16 protein-coding genes are annotated in these 21747 nt (G+C 70.7%); 8 read left to right on the top strand and 8 right to left on the bottom strand.

Annotated features, from left to right (window positions below):
- Positions 1-112: 112 nt before the first annotated feature.
- Positions 113-3259 (bottom strand): isoleucine--tRNA ligase, encoded by a 3147-nt coding sequence (ileS, locus tag ACFYW3_RS05580; RefSeq protein ID WP_351760267.1) that lies wholly within the window; start codon positions 3257-3259, stop codon positions 113-115.
- A gap of 572 nt (positions 3260-3831) precedes the next feature.
- Between ileS and ACFYW3_RS05575 the strand changes: the two genes are divergently transcribed.
- From ACFYW3_RS05575 to ACFYW3_RS05555, 5 genes are all read left to right on the top strand, one after another.
- Positions 3832-4611 carry a TraR/DksA family transcriptional regulator gene (locus ACFYW3_RS05575; RefSeq protein ID WP_389385646.1) on the top strand — a complete coding sequence of 260 codons (780 nt, stop codon included), beginning with the start codon at positions 3832-3834 and terminating at the stop codon, positions 4609-4611.
- A gap of 108 nt (positions 4612-4719) precedes the next feature.
- Positions 4720-5280 carry a signal peptidase II gene (lspA, locus tag ACFYW3_RS05570; RefSeq protein WP_053682231.1) on the top strand — a complete coding sequence of 187 codons (561 nt, stop codon included), beginning with the start codon at positions 4720-4722 and terminating at the stop codon, positions 5278-5280.
- A gap of 53 nt (positions 5281-5333) precedes the next feature.
- Positions 5334-6275, top strand: coding sequence for an RluA family pseudouridine synthase (locus ACFYW3_RS05565; RefSeq protein WP_351760272.1), 942 nt, complete (start codon positions 5334-5336; stop codon positions 6273-6275).
- The gene (locus ACFYW3_RS05560) at positions 6272-6736 is read left to right on the top strand and encodes a GNAT family N-acetyltransferase (RefSeq protein ID WP_351760275.1); all 465 of its coding nucleotides are present in this window, start codon (positions 6272-6274) and stop codon (positions 6734-6736) included. Before ACFYW3_RS05565 ends, ACFYW3_RS05560 begins: the two co-directional genes overlap by 4 nt.
- A 117-nt stretch (positions 6737-6853) precedes the next feature.
- Positions 6854-8446, top strand: a complete 1593-nt coding sequence (locus ACFYW3_RS05555; protein ID WP_351760278.1) for a Na+/H+ antiporter — start codon at positions 6854-6856, stop codon at positions 8444-8446.
- A gap of 10 nt (positions 8447-8456) precedes the next feature.
- On the opposite strand, the gene ACFYW3_RS05550 is transcribed toward ACFYW3_RS05555, so the two are convergent.
- Complete coding sequence (locus ACFYW3_RS05550; RefSeq protein WP_351760367.1) at positions 8457-9506, bottom strand: mechanosensitive ion channel domain-containing protein; 1050 nt, start codon at positions 9504-9506, stop codon at positions 8457-8459.
- Between the two features lie 56 nt (positions 9507-9562).
- Between ACFYW3_RS05550 and ACFYW3_RS05545 the strand changes: the two genes are divergently transcribed.
- A complete protein-coding gene (locus ACFYW3_RS05545; RefSeq protein WP_351385971.1) occupies positions 9563-10132 on the top strand; it encodes a dienelactone hydrolase family protein in 570 nt (189 codons plus the stop codon).
- 63 nt (positions 10133-10195) lie between these two features.
- On the opposite strand, the gene ACFYW3_RS05540 is transcribed toward ACFYW3_RS05545, so the two are convergent.
- From ACFYW3_RS05540 to ACFYW3_RS05520, 5 genes are all read right to left on the bottom strand, one after another.
- A complete protein-coding gene (locus ACFYW3_RS05540; protein ID WP_351760280.1) occupies positions 10196-11194 on the bottom strand; it encodes a zinc metalloprotease in 999 nt (332 codons plus the stop codon).
- Between the two features lie 177 nt (positions 11195-11371).
- Positions 11372-13033, bottom strand: a complete 1662-nt coding sequence (locus ACFYW3_RS05535; protein WP_351760283.1) for an alkaline phosphatase D family protein — start codon at positions 13031-13033, stop codon at positions 11372-11374.
- 118 nt (positions 13034-13151) lie between these two features.
- Positions 13152-13946 (bottom strand): DsbA family protein, encoded by a 795-nt coding sequence (locus ACFYW3_RS05530; RefSeq protein ID WP_351760286.1) that lies wholly within the window; start codon positions 13944-13946, stop codon positions 13152-13154.
- A gap of 45 nt (positions 13947-13991) precedes the next feature.
- Entirely contained in the window at positions 13992-14681 is a 690-nt protein-coding gene (locus tag ACFYW3_RS05525) for a hypothetical protein (protein WP_351760289.1), read from the bottom strand.
- Between the two features lie 62 nt (positions 14682-14743).
- Positions 14744-16069: a DUF2252 domain-containing protein gene (locus ACFYW3_RS05520; protein ID WP_351760292.1), complete on the bottom strand. Its 1326-nt coding sequence runs from the start codon at positions 16067-16069 to the stop codon at positions 14744-14746.
- Positions 16070-16238: 169 nt separating this feature from the next.
- On the opposite strand from ACFYW3_RS05520, the gene dnaE reads away from it, so the two are divergent.
- Positions 16239-19781, top strand: coding sequence for a DNA polymerase III subunit alpha (gene dnaE / locus ACFYW3_RS05515; protein ID WP_351760295.1), 3543 nt, complete (start codon positions 16239-16241; stop codon positions 19779-19781).
- Between the two features lie 266 nt (positions 19782-20047).
- On the opposite strand, the gene ACFYW3_RS05510 is transcribed toward dnaE, so the two are convergent.
- Positions 20048-20218 (bottom strand): hypothetical protein, encoded by a 171-nt coding sequence (locus ACFYW3_RS05510; RefSeq protein WP_351385960.1) that lies wholly within the window; start codon positions 20216-20218, stop codon positions 20048-20050.
- Between the two features lie 211 nt (positions 20219-20429).
- On the opposite strand from ACFYW3_RS05510, the gene ACFYW3_RS05505 reads away from it, so the two are divergent.
- Positions 20430-21725 carry an NYN domain-containing protein gene (locus ACFYW3_RS05505; RefSeq protein ID WP_351760301.1) on the top strand — a complete coding sequence of 432 codons (1296 nt, stop codon included), beginning with the start codon at positions 20430-20432 and terminating at the stop codon, positions 21723-21725.
- The last annotated feature ends 22 nt before the right edge of the window (positions 21726-21747 follow it).

Raw genomic sequence — 21747 nt, 5'->3', positions numbered from 1 at the left:
GGGCTGGAGGTGGCGGGGCTGGGGGTGGTGCCGCAGGGAGGTGGCGGGGCTGGGGGAAGGCCGACGGCCCGCGGCTTCCGGGGAAGGCGCGGGCCGTCGGGGTGGGGTGGGGTTATGCCTTGCGGAGGCGGAACGTCAGGCCGAGGGGCTCGTCCGTGAACGGGTCGCCGTAGGACGCGTCGGCCTCGCCGGTGGCGAAGTCCGTCGCCAGGACCTCGTCCGCGATGAGCTCCGCGTGGTCCGTCAGGGCCGTCACGAGCTCCGGGTCCGCCGAGGACCACCGCAGGGCGATCCGGTCGGCCACGTCCAGGCCGGAGTTCTTGCGGGCCTCCTGGATCAGGCGGATCGCGTCGCGGGCCAGACCCGCCAGCCGCAACTCAGGGGTGATCTCCAGGTCCAGGGCGACGGTCGCCCCGGAATCGGAAGCCACCGACCAGCCCTCGCGGGGGGTCTCGGTGATGATGACCTCCTCCGGGGTGAGGGTCACGGTCTCGCCGTTCACCTCGACCGAGGCCTCACCGGAGCGCAGGGCCAGCGAGAGCCCCGCCGCGTCCGCCGCGGCCACGGCCTTGGCGACGTCCTGCACGCCCTTGCCGAACCGCTTGCCCAGCGCACGGAAGTTGGCCTTCGCGGTCGTGTCCACGAGGGAACCGCCGACCTCGGACAGGGAGGCCAGCGAGGAGACGTTCAGCTCCTCCGTGATCTGGGCCTGGAGCTCGGGGGTCAGGGCGTCGAAACCGGCCGCGCCCACCAGGGCCCGGGACAGCGGCTGACGGGTCTTGACGCCCGACTCCGCGCGGGTCGCCCGGCCCAGCTCCACCAGGCGGCGGACCAACAGCATCTGCCGGGACAGCTCCGGGTCGATCGCGGTGGTGTCCGCGACCGGCCACGTCGAGAGGTGGACGGACTCCGGGGCGTCCGGGGTGACCGGGACGACCATGTCCTGCCAGACCCGCTCCGTGATGAAGGGGGTGAGCGGGGCCATCAGCCGGGTCACCGTCTCCACCACGTCGTGGAGGGTGCGCAGGGCCGCCTTGTCGCCCTGCCAGAAGCGGCGGCGCGAGCGGCGGACGTACCAGTTCGACAGGTCGTCCACGAAGGACGACAGCAGCTTGCCGGCGCGCTGGGTGTCGTAGGACTCCATCGCCTCCGTGACCTCGGAGGTGAGGGCGTGCAGCTCGGAGAGCAGCCAGCGGTCCAGGACCGTGCGGTCCGCGGGCGCCGGGTCGGCCGCCGACGGCGCCCAGTTCGACGTGCGGGCGTACAGGGCCTGGAAGGCCACCGTGTTCCAGTACGTGAGGAGCGTCTTGCGGACGACCTCCTGGATCGTGCCGTGGCCCACGCGGCGCGCCGCCCACGGGGAGCCGCCGGCCGCCATGAACCAGCGCACGGCGTCCGCGCCGTGCTGGTCCATCAGCTGGATCGGTTCGAGGGTGTTGCCCAGGTGCTTGGACATCTTGCGGCCGTCCTCGGCGAGGATGTGGCCCAGACAGACCACGTTCTCGTAGGAGGACTTGTCGAAGACGAGGGTGCCGATCGCCATCAGCGTGTAGAACCACCCGCGCGTCTGGTCGATGGCCTCCGAGATGAACTGCGCCGGGTAGCGCTTCTCGAAGATCTCCTTGTTCCTGTGCGGGTAGCCCCACTGCGCGAACGGCATCGAACCCGAGTCGTACCAGGCGTCGATGACCTCCGGGACGCGCACCGCTTCGAGGGAGCAGCCCTCGTGCGTGCAGGTGAAGGTGATGTCGTCGATGTACGGGCGGTGCGGGTCCAGGGCCGACTGGTCGGTGCCGGACAGCTCGCCCAGTTCGGCGCGGGACCCGACGCAGGTGAGGTGGTTCTCCTCGCAGCGCCAGATCGGCAGCGGCGTGCCCCAGTAGCGGTTCCGGGAGAGCGCCCAGTCGATGTTGTTGTTCAGCCAGTCGCCGAAGCGGCCCTGCTTCACCGAGTCCGGGAACCAGTTCGTCTTCTCGTTCTCCCGCAGCATCGCGTCCTTGACGGCGGTGGTGCGGATGTACCAGGACGGCTGCGCGTAGTAGAGCAGCGCGGTGTGGCAGCGCCAGCAGTGCGGGTAGCTGTGCTCGTACGCGATGTGCTTGAAGAGCAGGCCGCGCGCGTCGAGGTCGGCGGTCAGCTTCTCGTCGGCCTTCTTGAAGAAGACACCGCCGACGAGCGGGACGTCCTCCTCGAAGGTGCCGTCGGGGCGGACCGGGTTCACGACCGGCAGGCCGTAGGCGCGGCAGACCGCGAGGTCGTCGGCGCCGAAGGCGGGGGACTGGTGGACCAGACCGGTGCCGTCCTCGGTCGTGACGTACTCGGCGTTCACGACGTAGTGGGCGGGCTCCGGGAACTCGACGAGGTCGAAGGGGCGCTGGTACGTCCAGCGCTCCATCTCCTTGCCCGTGAAGGTCTCGCCGGTGGCCTCCCAGCCCTCGCCGAGGGACTTCTCCAGCAGCGGCTGGGCGACGACGAGGCGCTCCTCGCCGTTGGTGGCGACGACGTACGTGACCTCGGGGTGCGCGGCGACGGCCGTGTTGGACACCAGGGTCCACGGGGTCGTCGTCCACACCAGCAGGGCGGCGTCGCCGGCGAGGGGGCCGGAGGTCAGCGGGAAGCGGACGTAGACCGAGGGGTCGACGACCGTCTCGTAGCCCTGGGCCAGCTCGTGGTCGGAGAGGCCGGTGCCGCAGCGCGGGCACCAGGGGGCGACGCGGTGGTCCTGGGTGAGCAGACCCTTGTTGAAGATCTCCTTCAGCGACCACCACACGGACTCCACGTACTCGGGGTCCATGGTCCGGTAGGCGTCGTCCAGGTCTACCCAGTAGCCCATGCGGGTCGTGAGGTCGGCGAACGCGTCGGTGTGACGGGTCACCGACTCGCGGCACTTGGAGTTGAACTCGGCGATGCCGTACGCCTCGATGTCCTGCTTGCCGTTGAAGCCGAGTTCCTTCTCGACGGCGAGCTCGACGGGCAGGCCGTGGCAGTCCCAGCCGGCCTTGCGGGCCACGTGGTAGCCGCGCATGGTGCGGAAGCGGGGGAAGACGTCCTTGAAGACGCGGGCCTCGATGTGGTGCGCGCCGGGCATGCCGTTCGCGGTGGGCGGGCCCTCGTAGAAGACCCACTCGGGGCGGCCCTCGGACTGCTCCAGCGTCTTGGCGAAGGTCTTGCTCTCGCGCCAGAACTCCAGGACGGCGTGTTCGAGGGCGGGCAGGTCGACCTGGGCGGGTACCGGGCGGTACTGCGGCGGTGTGGTCATGAGGCTGAACTCTTCCTCCGGCGGGATGTCACTTCCGTCCGGAGGGACGAGAGCCTTGACGCGCTCCCGCGGTACCACCCTCCTTGGCCGCCGGACGGGTCCGATGGCCCCCTCATTGGGGTGCGAAGCCGGTTCTACTTCCCGTACGGGGATCCGTGCGGGATCCGTGATCGTGACGGCTTTCTTCCGGCGGCTCCGGGGTGATCCTTCGCATCGCGCTCGCCCCCGGGCTCTCACCGTCCCCGGGTCGCTCCTGGCTGCGTCCGACGCTACTCGTCCCCATCCATGCCTCTCGCTGGGCCCAGTGTACGGGCCGGGGCGACGCGGGACCGACCGATATTCCGGGCGCGGCGCGGGGCCGGGGGGCGCCGGCCCCGGTGACCCGGATGGGCGGACGCGCCGGCCCCGGTTCGGGTGGGGCGGGAGGGGCGGATTACCGGGCTGCCGGATGGGCACAACGGATGCAGGTCGACCTCGCGGGATGCGCGCCCCGTTGCCGCGGGGCCGGCGCCGATTTATCGTTCCGGCACGATTCGCGAGCAATGATCACAGTATGTGAAGGGGCCGCGGCCATGGTGGCGAAGAAGACCGCCGGGACTACCAAGAAGGCTGTCGGGAAGGCTGTCGGGGCCGAGGTCGGAACCGAGGTCGGGACACCGGCGCCGGCTCCCGCCGAGGCGGCGCCCGAGAAGACGGCCGCCGTACGGAAGGCGCCCGCGAAAAAGGCACCCGCGAAGAGGTCGGCGTCCACCGCCAAGGTGGCCGCCGCGGAGAAGTCGACGGCGAGGAAGGTCACGGCCAAACGGGCCGCGACCGAGGGGGCGGCGCATGCCGCGTCAGAGACGGGAGCCCGGAAAGTGGTCGCCAAGAAGAGCACCGGCACGGCCAGGAAGACGGCCGCCGCCGCCACCAGTGGTTTGCCCAAGGCGCGGGGCGGCGCCGTGGCCGCCACCCCCGGAGAGCTCCCCGTACGCCCGGGAGAGGACCCCTGGACGCCGGCGGAGGTCGCCGAGGCCCGGGCCGAGCTGGAGAGCGAGGTGCTGCGCCTGCGGGCCGAGCTCCAGGCCTCCGACGCGGCCATCTCGGGCCTGATGCGGGACTCGGGCGACGGCGCGGGAGACGACCAGGCGGACACCGGCACCAAGAACATCACCCGGGAGTCCGAACTGGCCCTCGCGGCGAACGCCAGCCTGATGCTGGAGCAGACGGAACGCGCGTTGGAACGGCTGGAGGCGGGCACCTACGGCCTCTGCGAGACGTGCGGAAAGCCCATCGGAAAGGCCCGGATGCAGGCATTTCCCCGTGCCACGCTCTGTGTGGACTGCAAGCAGAAGCAGGAGCGGCGGCACTAGCCGGGCGGCGGGCGGGCGCCCTGACGTACCCTCGTGTCTCGTCAGGGTCCAGGAACCTGGCAGGGCGGTTTCGCCGGAACCTGGTTCGAGCTAGTTCGAGGGACTCACGTGGCAGAGGCGGAGCGCATCATCGGTACGCCGGAGGTCGGGGACGACACCGAGCCCGAATCGACCGCGCCCAAGGGGCGCCGGCGGATCGTGGCACTGCTGGTGGTGGCGACGCTGGCGTACCTGATCGACCTCGGCAGCAAGATGCTGGTCGTCGCGAAACTGGAGCACGAGCAGCCCATCGAGATCATCGGTGAGCTGCTGAAGTTCTCGGCGATCCGCAACCCCGGGGCCGCCTTCGGCTTCGGCGAGGCCTTCACGATCATCTTCACCTGCATCGCGGCCACCGTGATCGTGGTGATCGTCCGACTGGCGCGCAAGCTCTACAGCCTGCCGTGGGCGATCGCGCTGGGCCTGCTGCTGGGCGGCGCGCTGGGCAACCTGACCGACCGGATCTTCCGTTCACCGGGCGTCTTCCGCGGGGCGGTCGTCGACTTCATCGCGCCCGCCCACTTCGCCGTCTTCAACCTCGCGGACTCCGCGATCGTGTGCGGCGGGATCCTGATCGTCCTGCTGTCGTTCAGGGGTCTCGACCCGGACGGCACGGTCCACAAGGACTGACCGCGGGACGGCTCGCGGGAAGGCTCCGGCGCCCCGTCCTGCATACTCGACAGGTGAGTACGATTCCCGAGATCCGAACCCTGCCCGTTCCCGATGGCCTGGAGGGCGAGCGCGTCGACGCCGCCATCGCCCGTATGTTCGGGTTTTCCCGGACGAAGGCGGCCGATCTCGCGGCCGCGGGGAAGGTGTCGGTCGACGGCAGTGTCGTCGGGAAGTCCGAGCGCGTGCACGGTGGCGCCTGGCTCGAAGTCGAGATGCCCGCGCCGCCGCGGCCCGTCGAGCTGGTGGCCGAGCCGGTCCCCGGCATGGAGATCGTCCACGACGACGACGACATCGTCGTCATCATGAAGCCGGTGGGCGTCGCCGCCCACCCCAGCCCCGGCTGGACCGGCACCACCGTCATCGGCGGACTCGCCGCGGCCGGCTACCGGATCTCGACCTCCGGTGCCTCCGAGCGCCAGGGCATCGTGCACCGCCTCGACGTCGGCACGTCCGGCCTGATGGTCGTCGCGAAGTCGGAGCGGGCGTACACCTCCCTGAAGAACCAGTTCCGCGAGCGCGTGGTCGACAAGCGCTACCACGCGCTGGTGCAGGGCCACCCGGACCCGATGAGCGGCACCATCGACGCGCCCGTCGGCCGCCACCCCAGCGCCGACTACAAGTGGGCCGTGACCCAGGAGGGCAAGCCCTCGGTCACCCACTACGACCTGATCGAGGCCTTCCGCGCGGCCTCCCTGCTGGACATCAAGCTGGAGACCGGCCGCACGCACCAGATCCGCGTGCACATGTCCGCGCACCGGCACCCGTGCGTCGGTGACCTGACGTACGGCGCCGACCCGACGGTCGCGAAGCGACTGGGGCTGACCCGGCAGTGGCTGCACGCGGTGCGGCTCGGTTTCGAGCACCCGTCGGACGGCCAGTGGGTGGAGTTCGAGAGCGGCTACCCGGCGGACCTCCAGCACGCCCTGGACGTGATCCGGGCGGAGAGCGAGTGACCTCGTACCAGGTGCGCGTGGCCTCCTGCGACGCCGACCTGGCGGCCTGCTACGCCGTGCGGACCGAGGTGTTCGTGGTCGAGCAGTGCGTGCCGGAGTCCATCGAGTACGACGCCTACGACGCGATCGCTGTGCACGTGCTGGCCGAGGGGCCGGACGGGGAATCGCTGGGCACCGGCCGGCTGCTGCACGGGCCCGAGGCGCTCGGCAAGACGGGCGCCCCGGAGATCGGCTCCCTCGGGCGGCTGGCCGTCGCGAAGTCGGCGCGCGGACTGGGCGTCGGCGCGGCGTTGGTCCGGGCGATCGAGGCGGAGGCCACGAGGCTGGGACTGACCGCGGTGGACCTGGGCGCGCAGACGCACGCCCTCGCCTTCTACGAGCGGCTCGGATACGAGGCCTACGGGCCGGAGTTCCAGGATGCGGGCATCCCGCACCGGTCGATGCGGCGCCACCTGCCGTAGGTCGTCCGGCCCCGGCCGGGCGTCGGGTGTCGCCGCGGGGCTCCGCCCCGGACCCCGCGCCCGGAAAGCCGGCGGGGCTGGCGGGGCTCGGCGGGCGGATGGGGCAGGCTGGGGATTGTGGATCAGCTCGCTCTGTTTTTCGTGTTGTTGCTCGGCGCCGTGGTGACCGTACCGCTCGGGGACCGGCTCAAGTTGCCCTCGCCCGTGCTGATGACCATCGGCGGGGTGGTGCTGGCCCTCGTGCCGGCCGTGCCGAACGTCGACATCCCGCCCGAGTACATCCTGCCGCTGGTGCTCCCGCCGCTGCTGTACGCCTCCGTGCAACGCACCTCCTGGCGACAGTTCGCCGCCAACGTGCGCCCCATCCTGCTGCTGGCCGTGGCCCTGGTCTTCGTGACCACCGCCGCCGTGGCCGCCGTCGCGCACGCCGTCGTCCCCGGGCTGCCCATCGCCGCGGCCGTCGCGCTCGGCGCGCTCGTCGCGCCCCCCGACCCGGTCGCGGCCACCGCCGTCGCCGGCGCGCTCGGGCTGCCGCGCCGCATGGTGTCCATCCTGGAGGGCGAGGGGCTCTTCAACGACGTCACCGCCATCGTGCTCTACCACGTGGCCATCGCCGCCGCCGTCAGCGGCAGCTTCTCCTGGCCCGACGCGCTCGGGGAGTTCGTGCTCTCCGCCGTGGTCGCGGTGGCCGTGGGGCTCGCGCTCGGCTGGGCCACGAACCGGCTCATGGGCCGGCTCGGCGAGGTCACCCTGCAGATCGGCCTGACGCTGCTGGTGCCGTTCGTGGCGTACGTGGTCGCCGAGGAACTCCAGGGCTCGGGGGTGCTGGCCGTGCTGATCACCGCGCTGTTCCTCGCCGAGTACGCGACCGACGCCGACGACGTGCTCGGACGCCTCGCCGGGCACACGTTCTGGGAGATCGTCGACATGCTGGTCACCGGTGTCGCGTTCGGCCTGATCGGACTGGAACTGCACCACGTGTTCGGCGTCGCGGGCGACCGGGTGGGGGAGATGGCCGGCTGGGCGGGGATCGTGGTCGCCGTGGTGGTCGGCGTACGGCTGGCGTGGCTGCTGCCGGCCGGCTGGCTGGCGAAGAAGCTGCACGACCGGCGCGACTACGACGAGGAGATCCCGCTGAGCTGGCGGGAGAGCGTGGTCATGTGGTGGGCCGGGATGCGCGGCGTGGCCTCGGTGGCGCTCGCCCTGGCCATCCCGCTGAAGGTGGAGGGCGGGGACCCCTTCCCGGCGCGGGACCAGATCATCTTCATCGCCTTCGCCGTGATCATGGCGACGCTGGTCTGTCAGGGGCTGACCCTGCCCTGGCTGGTGCGCCGGCTGGGGGTGGAGGCCGACGAGGACGCGGAGAAGGAGACCGAGCGCCGGCTGGCGATCCGCGCCGCCAAGGCCGCGAAGCAGCGGCTGAAGGAGATCGAGGAGGCGGAGGACCTCCCCGAGGACCTGGTGGAGACCCTGTACCGGCGGGCCTACGACGTGGGGGCCAGGATCAGCCCCGACATGGTCGACGAGGAACGGCGGGAGGCGTACGCGAAGCGGGTCGAGCGGATCCGGGACGTCCAGCGGATCCAGCGCGAGATGATGTCCGCCGCCCGGCACGAGGTGCTGTCCGCGCGCAGCGAACCGGGCTCGGACCCGGAGATCGTGGACCGGGTGCTCCGCCACCTCGACGTCCGCAGCCTGCGCAGCCCGTAGGCCGATACGCCTAGGGGGCGAGCGGCGGCTGTTGGACCGCGTCGGCGGTGTTCACGTGGGGGAGGGCGTACGGGTGGTGGTCCACCAGCCAGGTGATCAGGCGCTCGCGGACCACGCAGCGCACGGTCCAGATGTCGTCGGCGTCCTTGGCGGTGACCGTGGCGCGGACCTGGATCGTGTTCGGGGTGGAGTCGGTGACGACCAGGCCGCTCGCGCGCCCGTCCCACTCCGGGGTGTCCTTGAGGATCTCCGACAACCGCTCGCGCAGCAGCGGGATCGGCGCCGAGTGGTCCAGGTGCAGGAAGACCGTGCCGGTCATCTGGGCCCCGCCGCGCGACCAGTTCTCGTACGGCTTGCCGGTGAAGTACGAGACCGGCATCGTGATCCGGCGCTCGTCCCAGGTGCGGACCACGAGGAAGGTGAGGGTGATCTCCTCGACCGTGCCCCACTCCTTGTCCACGACCACGGTGTCCCCGATGCGGACGGTGTCGCCGAAGGCGATCTGGAGGCCGGCGAAGAGGTTGCCCAGCGCGGACTGCGCGGCGATGCCGGCCACGATGCCGAGGACGCCCGCGGACGCCAGCATCGAGGCGCCGACCGTGCGCATCGCGGGGAAGGTCAGCAGCATGGAGGCGATCGCCACGACGACGACCACGGCGGTCACGACCCGCTGGATCAGCGTGACCTGGGTGCGGACCCGGCGGACCCGGGCGGCGTCGCCGGCGCCGGCCGCGTAGCGCGTGTACGTCGAGTCGACGACGGCGGTGGCGATCCGGATCAGCAGCCAGGCGGTCGAGGCGATCAGTACCAGGGTGAGGGCCCGGCCCACGCCCTCCCGGTGATCCGTGAGGATCCTGGTCTGGGGGTAGGCGGCCCTCAGCAGGGCCGTGCACAGGACGATCCGGAAGGGTGGACCGCACCGGCGCAGCAGCCCCCACAGGGGTGTCTCGCCGTGGCGGGCGTCGGCCCGGCGGAGCAGCAGGTCGAGCAGCCAGGCGGCGACGAGCGTGAGGACCACCGCGCCGCCGATGACCACGACGGGGCGCAGGACGTTCTCCATATCCATGCCCGTGAACCTAACCGGATGGGGACCCGGGAAACTGGCACGATGGGGATATGAACATCATGCTCTTCCATTCGACGTACGGGCTGAGGCCCGCAGTGCACGCGGCGGCCGACCGGCTGCGCGCGGCGGGGCACGAGGTCCACGTGCCCGACCTGTTCGAGGGGCGCACGTTCGGGAACGTCGAGGAGGGCATGGCCCACCGGGACGAGATCGGCCGTGACGAACTGCTCAAGCGCGCGATCCTGGCCGCCGCCCCGTACTCGGACCGGGGCCTGGTCTACGCGGGCTTCTCCTTCGGCGCCTCCGTGGCGCAGCACCTGGCGCTGCACGACGAGAAGGCCCGCGGGCTGCTCCTCCTGCACGGTACGTCCGACCTGGAGGACGACGCCTCGGCGGACGACCTGCCGGTGCAGTTGCACGTGGCGGACCCGGACCCCTTCGAGCCGCACGACTGGCTGACCGCCTGGTACCTGGGGATGCGCCGGGCCGGGGCGGACGTGGAGGTCCACGGCTACCCGGGCGCCGGGCACCTGTTCACCGATCCCGATCTCGACGACTACGACGCGGAGGCCGCCGAGCAGACCTGGAAGGTCGCGCTGTCCTTCCTCGACGGGCTGTAGGGGGCGGGTGCGTGCGAAGGGGCCCGGCCGGGTGGACGCCCGGCCGGGCCCCTGTCACGTGCGTCAGGCCCGGTACGCCGTCCACATGCTCTTCATGCGCGACACCTGGCCGCTCGTGAACTGGTACATGCAGGAGTCGTACGTGTAGTCCATGAAGTTGTGGATCGGGTCCGCCCCGCTCGCACCGCAGGTGTCGCGGCCGGTCGGGCACTCGAACGCGGCGCTCGCCTCGGCCGGGGTGTCGGAGACCGAGTCGCCGCTGCCCGAGCAGCCGCCCTGGAAGGTGTGGTAGAGGCCGAGCCAGTGGCCGACCTCGTGGGTGGCGGTGTCGCCCTGGTTGTAGTTGGCGGAGGAGCCGCCGGGGATCGAGCTGTTGAGGATGACCACGCCGTCCATCTTGGGCTGGGAGGCGTAGGAGCTCGGGAAGGTGGCCCAGCCGAGGAGCCCGCCGCCGAGGTTGGCGGTGTAGAGGTTCAGGGCGTTCTTGCCGCCCTTGCGCAGGGCGTTCTTCATGTTCTTCTCGGCGGTGGTGCCGTCCGAGACGTTGTACCAGGTCGCGTTGTCGGTGTAGTCGGTCCCGGCCAGCGAGAACCGGAAGCCGGATTCGACGTTGCCGCTGCCCTGGCCGGCGTAGGCCGAGTTGAGGACCGCGAGCTGGCTGTTGATCTGCGCGGCGGTCAGCTTTCCGGTCGCACCGGAGTGGATGACGTGCACGTAGACCGGGATGGTCGTGGTGGCGGCGGCCCGGGCACGCATGCCGTCGAGCTGCTGCGGGGTCGACTGGCCGAGTCTTCTCTTGAGGTCGGCGTCCATGGCCTTGACCTGGGCGTCCGTCACCTCGTTCGGGTCGGCGGCCTGGTGGTCGCGCGGGCGCGCGACCCGGGCGTTGGCGGCGGCGCCGCCGGCCTGTTCGAGACAGGCCTGCGCCGGGGTCTTGGCGGTGGGCGCCGCGGCGACGGACGTGGGGGCCGTCAGCGGGGCGAACGCCAGGGTTCCGGCCAACAGGGCCGTACCCGTGATGCGGCGGCGGAGAAGGGGGGATATGCGGGCGAGAGCGCGCACGTGTACTCCTCGCGAAGCGTGGTGGGGGGTGAGGGACTTCCTCACGCCGGCGCGAGCTTACGTGGGCATGTCATAAGGATGGCAAGATCTCGGCGGTTAAAGATTTGTTGCGTGAGTGACGAAAGGGGCGCCTGGTGTGAACCAAGCGCCCCTCTGAGCAGCAAAATTGATGGAATGTCAGGAAACCGGGCGGTCGGCCCGCTCGACCTTCTGCGTCCCGTTCAGGGTGCGGTACGAACGGGCCCACGTGGAGCGCGCGTCCTGCCGGCGCTTGTCCGAGACCACGAAGTAGTCCATCTGCGAGCGCTCGCTCGTCACGTCCAGGACGCCGTACCCGTGAGAGTCCATGTCCAGCCACTTCACGTGCCAGTTGGCGGCCTTGATGGCCGCCTCGGCGACCAGCGAGGCGGTGTCCGCCGGCACGTGCAGGATGTCGTCGATGTTGTCGGAGGTCACCGACGTCACCACGAACTCGGTCGCCGCCGTGCCCGAGCCCGGGTACGTCGCCATGTTCACCGGGACGTCGTTCGCCCACGCCATGTGGATGTCACCGGTCAGGAAGACCGTGTTCCTGATGCCGCGGTCCTTCAGGTGGCCCAGCAGTTCCTTGCGGTCGTCCGTGTAGCCGTCCCACTGGTCCGTGCTGATCGTGAGACCGCCCTCGGGCAGGCCCAGCAGCTTCGTGAGCGGCTTGAGCAGGTGCGCGGGCAGCGAGCCGAACGCCACCGGCGAGATCATCACCGAGGTGCCGACCAGCTTCCAGGTGGCGTTCGAGTTCGCCAGCCCCGACTTCAGCCAGTCCAACTGCGCCCGCCCGGTGATCGTGCGCTCCGGGTCGTCCACCGCGCCGCTGCCCACCTTGACCTGCTGCGAGCGGAAGGTCCGCAGGTCCAGCAGGTGCAGGTCGACGAGGCTGCCGAAGCGCAGTCGCCGGTAGACGGTGCCGGCTATGGAGGCGCGCACCGGCATCCACTCGAAGTACGCCTGCTTCGCGGCGCTCGCGCGGGCCGCCCAGTCGCCCTCGGCGCCCGGAGTGTGGTTCTCCGCGCCGCCGGACCAGGCGTCGTTGGCGAACTCGTGGTCGTCCCAGATCGCGACGACGGGGTGCGCCGCGTGCAGAGCCTGGAGGTCCGCGTCGGTCTTGTACGTGCCGTGCCGGGTCCGGTAGTCGGCCAACGAGACGATCTCGTGCCGCGGCTGGTGCGGGCGCACGACGTACTTCGCCTCGGGATAGGCGCCCGAGGCGTACTCGTACACGTAGTCGCCCAGGTGCAGGATCGCGTCCAGGTCGGTGCGGGCCGCCAGGTGCCGGTACGCGGAGAAGTAGCCGGACTCCCAGTTCGCGCAGGAGACCACGCCGAAGCGGATCCCCGGCGTCGCCGCGTCGACAGGCGGGGCGGTCAGGGTACGCCCGATCGCGGAGACGGTCGCCCCCGCGGTGAAGCGGTACCAGTACGGGGTGTGCGGGCGCAGGCCGCGCACGTCCACCTTGACCGTGTGGTCGGACGCGGCGGTCGCCGTGACGGCGCCGCTCGCCACGACCCGGGCGAAGTTGCGGTCCTCGGCGACCTCCCAGCCCACGGCGGTGGCGGGGCCGAGGCCGGAGCCGGGGACGGCATCGGGGGAGGGGGTGACGCGGGTCCACAGCAGGACCCCGTCGGGCAGCGGGTCGCCGGAGGCGATGCCGTGCAGGAAGGCGGGGGCGGTCTCGGCCGCGTGTGCGGGCGTGAGGCCCAGCGTGGCGATCGGCGCGAGCGCGGCCGCGGCCGCGGCGCCCAGAACCACCGTACGGCGGCCCGGGTTTGTCGCGGCGGGGGGAGAGGAGAGTTGACTGGTCACGGGCGGTCATATTACTGACCGGTATACCTTCGGTACAGACTCGGGACGGCAACGGGCGGACGAACTCCAGGAGTTCGTCCGCCCGTTCTCGTCCGCCCGTTGTCGGGACCGGGGAGGGTCAGCCCGCGAGAGCCTTCTCGATCGCCGCGGTGTACGCCTCCGCCGTCGAGGGGGTCTCGATCTTCTTGCCGTCCATCATCAGGGTCGGCGTGCCCTTCACCTCGGACTTGTTGAAGACCTTCGACATCTCCAGCGCCCACCGGTCGTAGGTGCCGTCCTCGACGGCCTTCTTGAACTCGGCGTTGCCCTTGAGCGCCGGGACCGTGTCCGCGACCTTGATCAGGTAGTCGTCCTTGGCGAAGCTGTCGACGGTCTCCTCGGGGTGCAGTTCCTTGGAGTAGAGCGCCCCCTTGTACGCGAGGAAGGCGTCCGGGCTGACGTTCAGCGCCGCGCCCAGCGCGCTCAGCGCGTTCTTCGAACCCTCGCCCTGGGCGGCGTTGTCGATGAAGGTCGCGCCGAAGTAGCGGAGCTTGAACTTGCCCGCGTCCACGTCCTTCTTGATCTGCTCGCCGCTGGTCTGCTCGAAGGCGGCGCACGCCGGGCAGCGCGAGTCCTCGTACAGGTCCAGGGTCTTCTTCGCCTCGGGCTTGCCGATGACGACCGTGGTGCCGTTGTCGCCCGAGGTGTTCTTGGGCTTGACCAGCTCCGCCGAGGCGGCCTTCTCCCAGTGGTCGGGCTGGTTGGCCTGCACGACCGCGTAGCCGACGCCGCCGGCCAGGGCCAGGGTGGCCACCACCGCGCCGGCGACGACCAGTTGGCGGCGCGCCTTGTCCTTCTTGACCTGCTTCTCGCGCTCGACGCGCAGTCGCTCGCGGGCCGCCGCCTTGTTCGCCTGGCTGTTGCGTGAACTCATGGTGATCTCCGTGGGGTGTGGAAGAGGGGGATTGCCTTACGCGTGTCAGACGCTCGCGAGCGTCCCGCGCACGGGCGGTCCCCGCCGCCCCACGGAATGTGCCGGGAACCGGGTACGGGCCCCCGAGCCCGGCCTCGGCGGGCATGCCCGCCGGCGCGTCGGACCGGCGACCGCCCCGACCGGGGCCACCGCCAGCAGCAGCGGCCGGAAGGCGAAGGCGGCCACGGCCCGCAGCAGCCTGCCCAGCGCCCGTTCGCCGTACCGCAGCCACGCGGCGGCCAGCATCCCGATCGAGACGTGCCCGCCCAGCAGCAGCCAGGGCGTCCAGGGCCCCGCCGCCGCGGCCAGTGCGCCCGCGTCGGTCACGGAGCCGGGCACGCCGGCCAGCCGCCCGCCGACCGGGGTGCCCCCGCACAGTTCGTCCAGGCCCAGGGCGCGCAGCGGACCGGCGACCGGGCCGCCCGCGGGGCCGTAGCAGAGGTGCTGCCCGGCGGTGAAGACGGTGTCGGCCGCCAGCTCCAGCGGCACCAGCAGCCCGGCGATCGGGCCGAAGCCGCGCTCCCGGCCGGCCAGCGCGAACGCCAGGGCGAACACCCCCGCGAAGGAACCGGCCACCAGCGCGGGCGGCAGCGGCACCCGGGACATGAGGACGTGCGAGCCCGCGGAGAGCAGCACGACGAACGCGCTGAACAGCGCGGCTCGCAGCCCCCGGAGTCCTGCCCCTGATATGTCCATCGCCGCGAGTCTGTCACGACTCCCTGTGAACCGGAGGCCCCGGGTTCCCGAGGGGCCGCCCGTTACGACGTGATCCGGCCGTTGCGGAACAGGTCGACGAAGATCTGGTGGTCGGCGCGCGCCCGGGCCCCGTAGGCGTGGGCGAAGTCGACCAGCAGCTCCGGGAAGCCGACCTCGTCGGCGGCGATCGCCGCGTCGATGGCCCGCTCCGTGGAGAAGGGCACCAGGGACTGGCCGCTCTCCGCCTCGTCCGCCGCCCCGTGCATCGTCGCCGTGGCCCGACCCAGGTCGGCGACCACGGCCGCGATCTCCTCGGGGTCGTCCAGGTCCGACCAGTCCAGGTCCACGGCGTACGGGGAGACCTCCGCCACGAGCTGCCCGGAGCCGTCCAGCTCGGTCCAGCCCAGCCACGGGTCGGCGTGCGCCTGAAGGGCCCGCTGCGAGATCACCGTGCGGTGTCCCTCGTGCTGGAAGTAGTCCCGCACCGACCGCTCGGTGATGTGCCGGGACACCGCCGGGGTCTGCGCCTGCTTGAGGTAGATCACGACGTCGTTCTCCAGGGCGTCGCTGTGCCCCTCCAGCAGGATGTTGTACGAGGGCAGGCCGGCCGAGCCGATCCCGACGCCCCGCCGGCCCACCACGTCCTTGACCCGGTAGGAGTCCGGGCGCACCAGGGACTCCTCCGGCAGGGTCTCCAGGTACCCGTCGAAGGCGGCCAGCACCTTGTACCGGGTGGCCGCGTCCAGCTCGATCGTCCCGGGGCCCGCCGTGAAGCGGCGCTCGTAGTCCCGGATCTCCGTCATCGAGTCCAGCAGCGAGAAACGGGTCCGCGCGCGGGCGGCGCGCAGGGCGGCCAGCAGCGGGCCGTCGGCGGTGTCCAGGGTGAAGGAGGGGACCTCCTCGTGCTTGGCGCCGGTGGCCAGGGCGTGGATCCGCTCCCGGTAGGCGGCCGCGTAGATCCGCACCAGCCCGCTGATCTGCTCGTCGCTGAGCGCCTTGGTGTAGCCGATCAGGGCGATGGAGGCGGCGAAGCGCTTCAGGTCCCAGGTGAACGGGCCGACGTAGGCCTCGTCGAAGTCGTTGACGTTGAAGACGAGGCGGCCGTTGGAATCCATGTACGTGCCGAAGTTCTCGGCGTGCAGATCGCCGTGGATCCACACCCGGCCGGTCCGCTCGTCCAGGTACGGGCCGCCGTGCCGGTCGCGCTCCAGGTCGGCGTAGAAGAGGCAGGCCGTCCCCCGATAGAAGGCGAACGCGGAGGCCGCCATCTTGCGGAACTTCACCTGGAAGGCAGCGGGGTCGGCGGCGAGGAGCTCACCGAAGGCGGTGTCGAACACATCGAGTATCTGCTCGGCGCGCTGCTCGTTCGTCGTCTCGGGAACCGCCATGGCGGGTGCCTCCTGGTGGCGCTGGATCGATCGCGTGCGGATGGTGTGGAATCGGACACCGTCCCTGGGTCTGCAACGGATGACCGTACCCGTCGGTGCCCGTTTTCTGTCACTCGGGAGACGTAGACTTCGAGGCTGCCCCCCTCACTCCCGCCCGGAGGACTCCACCGTGACCAAGGCGCCGTTCACGCACCTGCACGTCCACACCCAGTATTCGCTGCTGGACGGTGCCGCGCGGCTGAAGGACATGTTCAACGCGTGCAACGAGATGGGCATGACGCACATCGCCATGTCCGATCACGGCAACCTGCACGGCGCCTACGACTTCTTCCACACCGCGAAGAAGGCCGGGGTCACCCCGATCATCGGCATCGAGGCGTACGTCGCGCCGGAGTCCCGCCGCAACAAGCGCAGGATCCAGTGGGGGCAACCGCACCAGAAGCGCGACGACGTGTCCGGTTCGGGTGGATACACGCACAAGACGATCTGGGCGGCGAACTCCACCGGCCTGAACAACCTCTTCCGGCTGTCCTCCGACGCGTACGCCGAGGGCTGGCTCACGAAGTGGCCCCGGATGGACAAGGAGACCATCTCCAAGTGGTCCGAGGGGCTGATCGCCTCCACCGGCTGCCCCTCCGGCGAGCTCCAGACCCGACTGCGCCTCGGCCAGTTCGACGAGGCCCTCAAGGCCGCCTCCGAGTACCAGGACATCTTCGGCAAGGAGCGGTACTTCCTGGAGCTGATGGACCACGGCATCGAGATCGAGCGCCGGGTCCGCGACGGACTCCTGGAGATCGGCAAGAAGCTCGGCATCCCGCCGCTGGTCACCAACGACTCGCACTACACCTACGCCGCCGAGGCCACCGCCCACGACGCCCTGCTGTGCATCCAGACCGGCAAGAACCTCTCCGACCCGGACCGCTTCCGCTTCGACGGCACCGGCTACTACCTGAAGTCCACGGAGGAGATGTACGCCATCGACTCCTCGGACGCCTGGCAGGAAGGCTGCGCCAACACCCGGCTGGTCGCGGAGCAGGTCGACACCGAGGGCATGTTCCAGTTCCGGAACCTGATGCCGAAGTTCGACATCCCGGACGGCTACACCGAGGTCACCTGGTTCCGCGAGGAGACCATGCGGGGCATGGACCGCCGCTACCCGGGAGGCATTCCGGACGACCGGATGAAGCAGGCCGAGTACGAGATGGACACGATCATCTCGATGGGCTTCCCCGGCTACTTCCTCGTGGTCGCCGACTTCATCATGTGGGCCAAGAACCAGGGCATCGCGGTCGGCCCGGGACGAGGCTCCGCGGCCGGCTCGATCGTCGCGTACGCCATGGGCATCACCGACCTCGACCCGCTCACCCACGGTCTGATCTTCGAGCGCTTCCTGAACCCCGAGCGCGTCTCCATGCCCGATGTCGACATCGACTTCGACGAGCGCAGGCGCGTCGAGGTGATCAGGTACGTCACCGAGAAGTACGGCGCCGACAAGGTCGCCATGATCGGCACCTACGGCACCATCAAGGCCAAGAACGCGATCAAGGACTCCGCCCGCGTCCTCGGCTACCCGTACGCCATGGGCGACCGGCTCACCAAGGCCATGCCCGCCGACGTCCTCGGCAAGGGCATCCCGCTCTCCGGCATCCTCGACCCGACGCACCCGCGCTACGGCGAGGCCGGCGAGATCCGCGGGATGTACGAGAACGAGCCCGACGTGAAGAAGGTCATCGACACCGCCCGCGGTGTCGAGGGCCTGGTCCGGCAGATGGGCGTGCACGCCGCCGGCGTGATCATGTCCAGCGAGACGATCACCGACCACGTGCCCGTCTGGGTACGGCACACCGACGGCGTCACCATCACCCAGTGGGACTACCCGAGCTGCGAGTCGCTCGGCCTGCTGAAGATGGACTTCCTCGGCCTGCGCAACCTCACGATCATGGACGACGCCGTCAAGATGGTGAAGGCCAACAAGGGGATCGACATCGATCTCCTCGGCCTGCCGCTCGACGACCCCAAGACCTTCGAACTGCTCGGCCGCGGTGACACCCTCGGCGTCTTCCAGTTCGACGGCGGCCCCATGCGCTCCCTGCTGCGCCTGATGAAGCCCGACAACTTCGAGGACATCTCCGCCGTCTCGGCCCTGTACCGGCCGGGCCCGATGGGCATGAACTCGCACACGAACTACGCCCTGCGCAAGAACAAGCAGCAGGAGATCACCCCGATCCACCCGGACCTGGAGAAGCCCCTCGAAGAGGTGCTCGCGGTCACCTACGGCCTGATCGTGTACCAGGAGCAGGTGCAGAAGGCCGCGCAGATCATCGCCGGCTACTCGCTCGGCGAGGCCGACATCCTGCGCCGCGTGATGGGCAAGAAGAAGCCCGAGGAGCTGGCGAAGAACTTCACCATCTTCCAGGGGGGCGCCCGCAAGAACGGGTACAACGACAAGGCGATCCAGGCCCTGTGGGACGTCCTGGTGCCCTTCGCCGGCTACGCCTTCAACAAGGCGCACTCGGCCGCGTACGGACTGGTCTCCTACTGGACCGCCTACCTCAAGGCGAACTTCCCCGCCGAGTACATGGCGGGCCTGCTCACCTCGGTCAAGGACGACAAGGACAAGTCCGCGGTCTACCTGAACGAGTGCCGGCGCATGGGCATCAAGGTGCTCCCGCCGAACGTGAACGAGTCCGAGCCGAACTTCGCCGCCCAGGGCGACGACGTGATCCTCTTCGGCCTCACCGCCGTCCGCAACGTCGGCAACAACGTCGTCGACTCGATCATCAAGACGAGGAAGGCCAAGGGGAAGTACTCGACCTTCCCCGACTTCCTGGACAAGGTCGAGGCCGTCGTCTGCAACAAGCGGACGGTCGAGTCGCTGATCAAGGCCGGCGCGTTCGACGAGATGGGCCACACGCGCAAGGGCCTGGTCGCCCACCACGAACCGATGATCGACAACGTGGTCGCGGTGAAGCGCAAGGAGGCCGAGGGACAGTTCGACCTCTTCGGCGGGATGGGCGACGAGGGCGCGAGCGACGAACCGGGCTTCGGGCTCGACGTCGAGTTCTCCGACGTGGAGTGGGAGAAGTCCTACCTGCTCGCCCAGGAACGCGAGATGCTCGGCCTCTACGTCTCCGACCACCCGCTCTTCGGCCTGGAACACGTCCTCTCCGACAAGACGGACGCGGGCATCTCCCAGCTCACCGGCGGCGAGCACTCCGACGGCGCGGTCGTCACCATCGGCGGCATCATCTCGGGCCTCCAGCGCAAGATGACCAAGCAGGGCAACGCCTGGGCCATCGCCACCGTCGAGGACCTGGCCGGCTCCATCGAGTGCATGTTCTTCCCCGCCACCTACCAGCTCGTCTCCACCCAGCTGGTCGAGGACACGGTCGTCTTCGTCAAGGGCCGCCTCGACAAGCGCGAGGACGTCCCCCGGCTCGTGGCGATGGAGATGATGGTCCCCGACCTCTCCTCGGCCGGCACCAACGCGCCCGTCGTCCTCACCATCCCGACGGTCAAGGTGACCCCGCCGATGGTGACCCGGCTGGGCGAGATCCTGCGCCACCACCACGGCAACACCGAGGTGCGGATCAAGCTCCAGGGGCCGCGCACCACCACCGTGCTCCGCCTGGACAAGCACCGCGTCAAGCCCGACCCGGCGCTGTTCGGCGACCTCAAGGTGCTGCTCGGCCCGTCCTGCCTGGCCGGCTAGCCGCCGCCCGCGACACCACGCCGCGACACCACGCCGCGACACCACGCCGCGTACGGCACACCGCGTACGGCACACCGCGTACGGCACACCGCGTACGGCACACCGCGTACGGCACGCCGCGACACCACGCGCGTACGGCACGCCGCGTACGAGAACGAGGAAGGGCGCGCCCGGGGAAACCGGGCGCGCCCTTCGTCCTGTCCGACGCGACGCGACGCGACGCGGGTCGTGTCGGCCGTCGGTCGGGTCGGTGCTGTCGACCGTGTCTAGTTGTGGCCGAACTTCTTTTCCTTGCGCTTGCCGGCCATGTGCATCGGACTCGGCGCCGACGACGGGGACGGCTCGGGCGTGGATTCCATCGAGCTCTTGCCCGGATCCTGCGCCGACGAGCGGTCCTGGGACTTGGCGGGCTGCTGGCGGTTCTTGTTCTTGGCCATGGGAAGCCTCCGTGGGGGGTGTAGGGGCCAGGGCCGCCTTCACACTCACACAGCACCACAAACCGCGCATTTTGGATCATTACTGCGCGTAGTCGGTGCCCCGTCTCCCGGTCGCCGGGAGATACGCCACGCCGATGATCGAGTTCCGGCCGTCAACGTCCTTGCGGTCGGGCAGACTCGGGGAATATCCAGAGGACCCCCACGGAAGAGGGTGGAACGCGTGGACCGCTGCGTCGTCCTGGTGGACGCCGGCTATCTGCTGGGCGCCGCCGCGAGCCTTCTCGCAGGGGAGCCCTCCCGCTCCCGCATCACCGTCGACCACGCCGCCCTCATCCAGGGCCTGCGCGAACGCGCGGAGGCGGACACCGAACAGCCCCTGCTGCGGATCTACTGGTTCGACGGCGCGCCCGACCGGGTGCCCCAGCCCGAACACCGCAGGCTGCGCGTGATGCCCCGGGTCACCGTCCGGCTCGGCGCGCTGACCCGCAGCGACGGGCGCTGGGCCCAGAAGGGCGTGGACGCGGCCATGCACGCCGAGCTCACCGAGCTGGCCCGCAACCGCGCCTGTTCCGACGTGGTCCTGGTGACCGGCGACGGCGATCTGCTGCCCGGCCTGATGTCCGCCAAGGAACACGGGGTCGCCGTCCACCTGTGGGCCGTCCAGGCCGCCGACGGGGACTACAACCAGTCCGAGGACCTCGTCGCCGAGGCCGACGAACGCCGGGTCCTGGACCGCGCCTGGATCACCCGCGCCGTCCGCGCCAAGGACCTCGCCGGCCTGTGCTCCCCGGCACCCGCGCCACGCCCGGAGATCGCCGCGATCCTCTCCGCGCCGCTGCCCGAGGCGGCCCTGGCCGAGGCCGCCCGCAACGGCGCCTCCACCACCCCGGCGGACGCCGCCGAGCGCGGCGCGCCCGTACCGCCGCCCGTCGCCGAGGGCGCCCGGCCCGTCCCCACGCCCAAGGACCTGGCCGCCCTGCGCGCCCCCGGGGCCGCCGCCCCCGCCACCCACAACGGCCAGTCGGCCGCCCCCGCCGGGAGCGCCCTGCGCTGGTCCTCCGACAAGGGCTGGGTCGACCGGGCGGGACCGCTCGGGGAACCCGCGGAGACCGCCTCGCTGCCCACCCTCGCCCAACTCACCTCCGCCGAGCAGCGCTGGGCCGACCGCGAGGAGGACATCACCACCGTCGGCGGCGACCCCTTCGAGGTCGGGCAGGTCTTCGCCCGACGCTGGATGGAACGCCTCCCCGAGAGCGTCCACCTCCAGAAACTGGCCACCATGTACCCCCGGATCCCGCACCGCATCGACGGTGAGCTGCTGCGTTACGCCGCCCGCTTCGGACTCCTCGCGCACAAGGACGACCAGATCGACGAGCACGACCGCTACGCCATCCGGGCCGGCTTCTGGCGGGAGATCGACGTCCGGGCGGCCGCCGAACACGTGGCCGGTCCGTCCCCCGCGGTGCCCGCGCCGCCGGGGTCACCGACGCCCCCGGCGGCCGAGTGAGGGCGGAAGCCGCGTAGGCTGC

The organism is Streptomyces sp. NPDC002602 (assembly GCF_042889445.1).
Lineage (GTDB): Bacteria > Actinomycetota > Actinomycetes > Streptomycetales > Streptomycetaceae > Streptomyces.
Note: the sequence above shows the minus strand (reverse complement) of the source record. Positions and strands in the feature narration are given on the sequence as shown.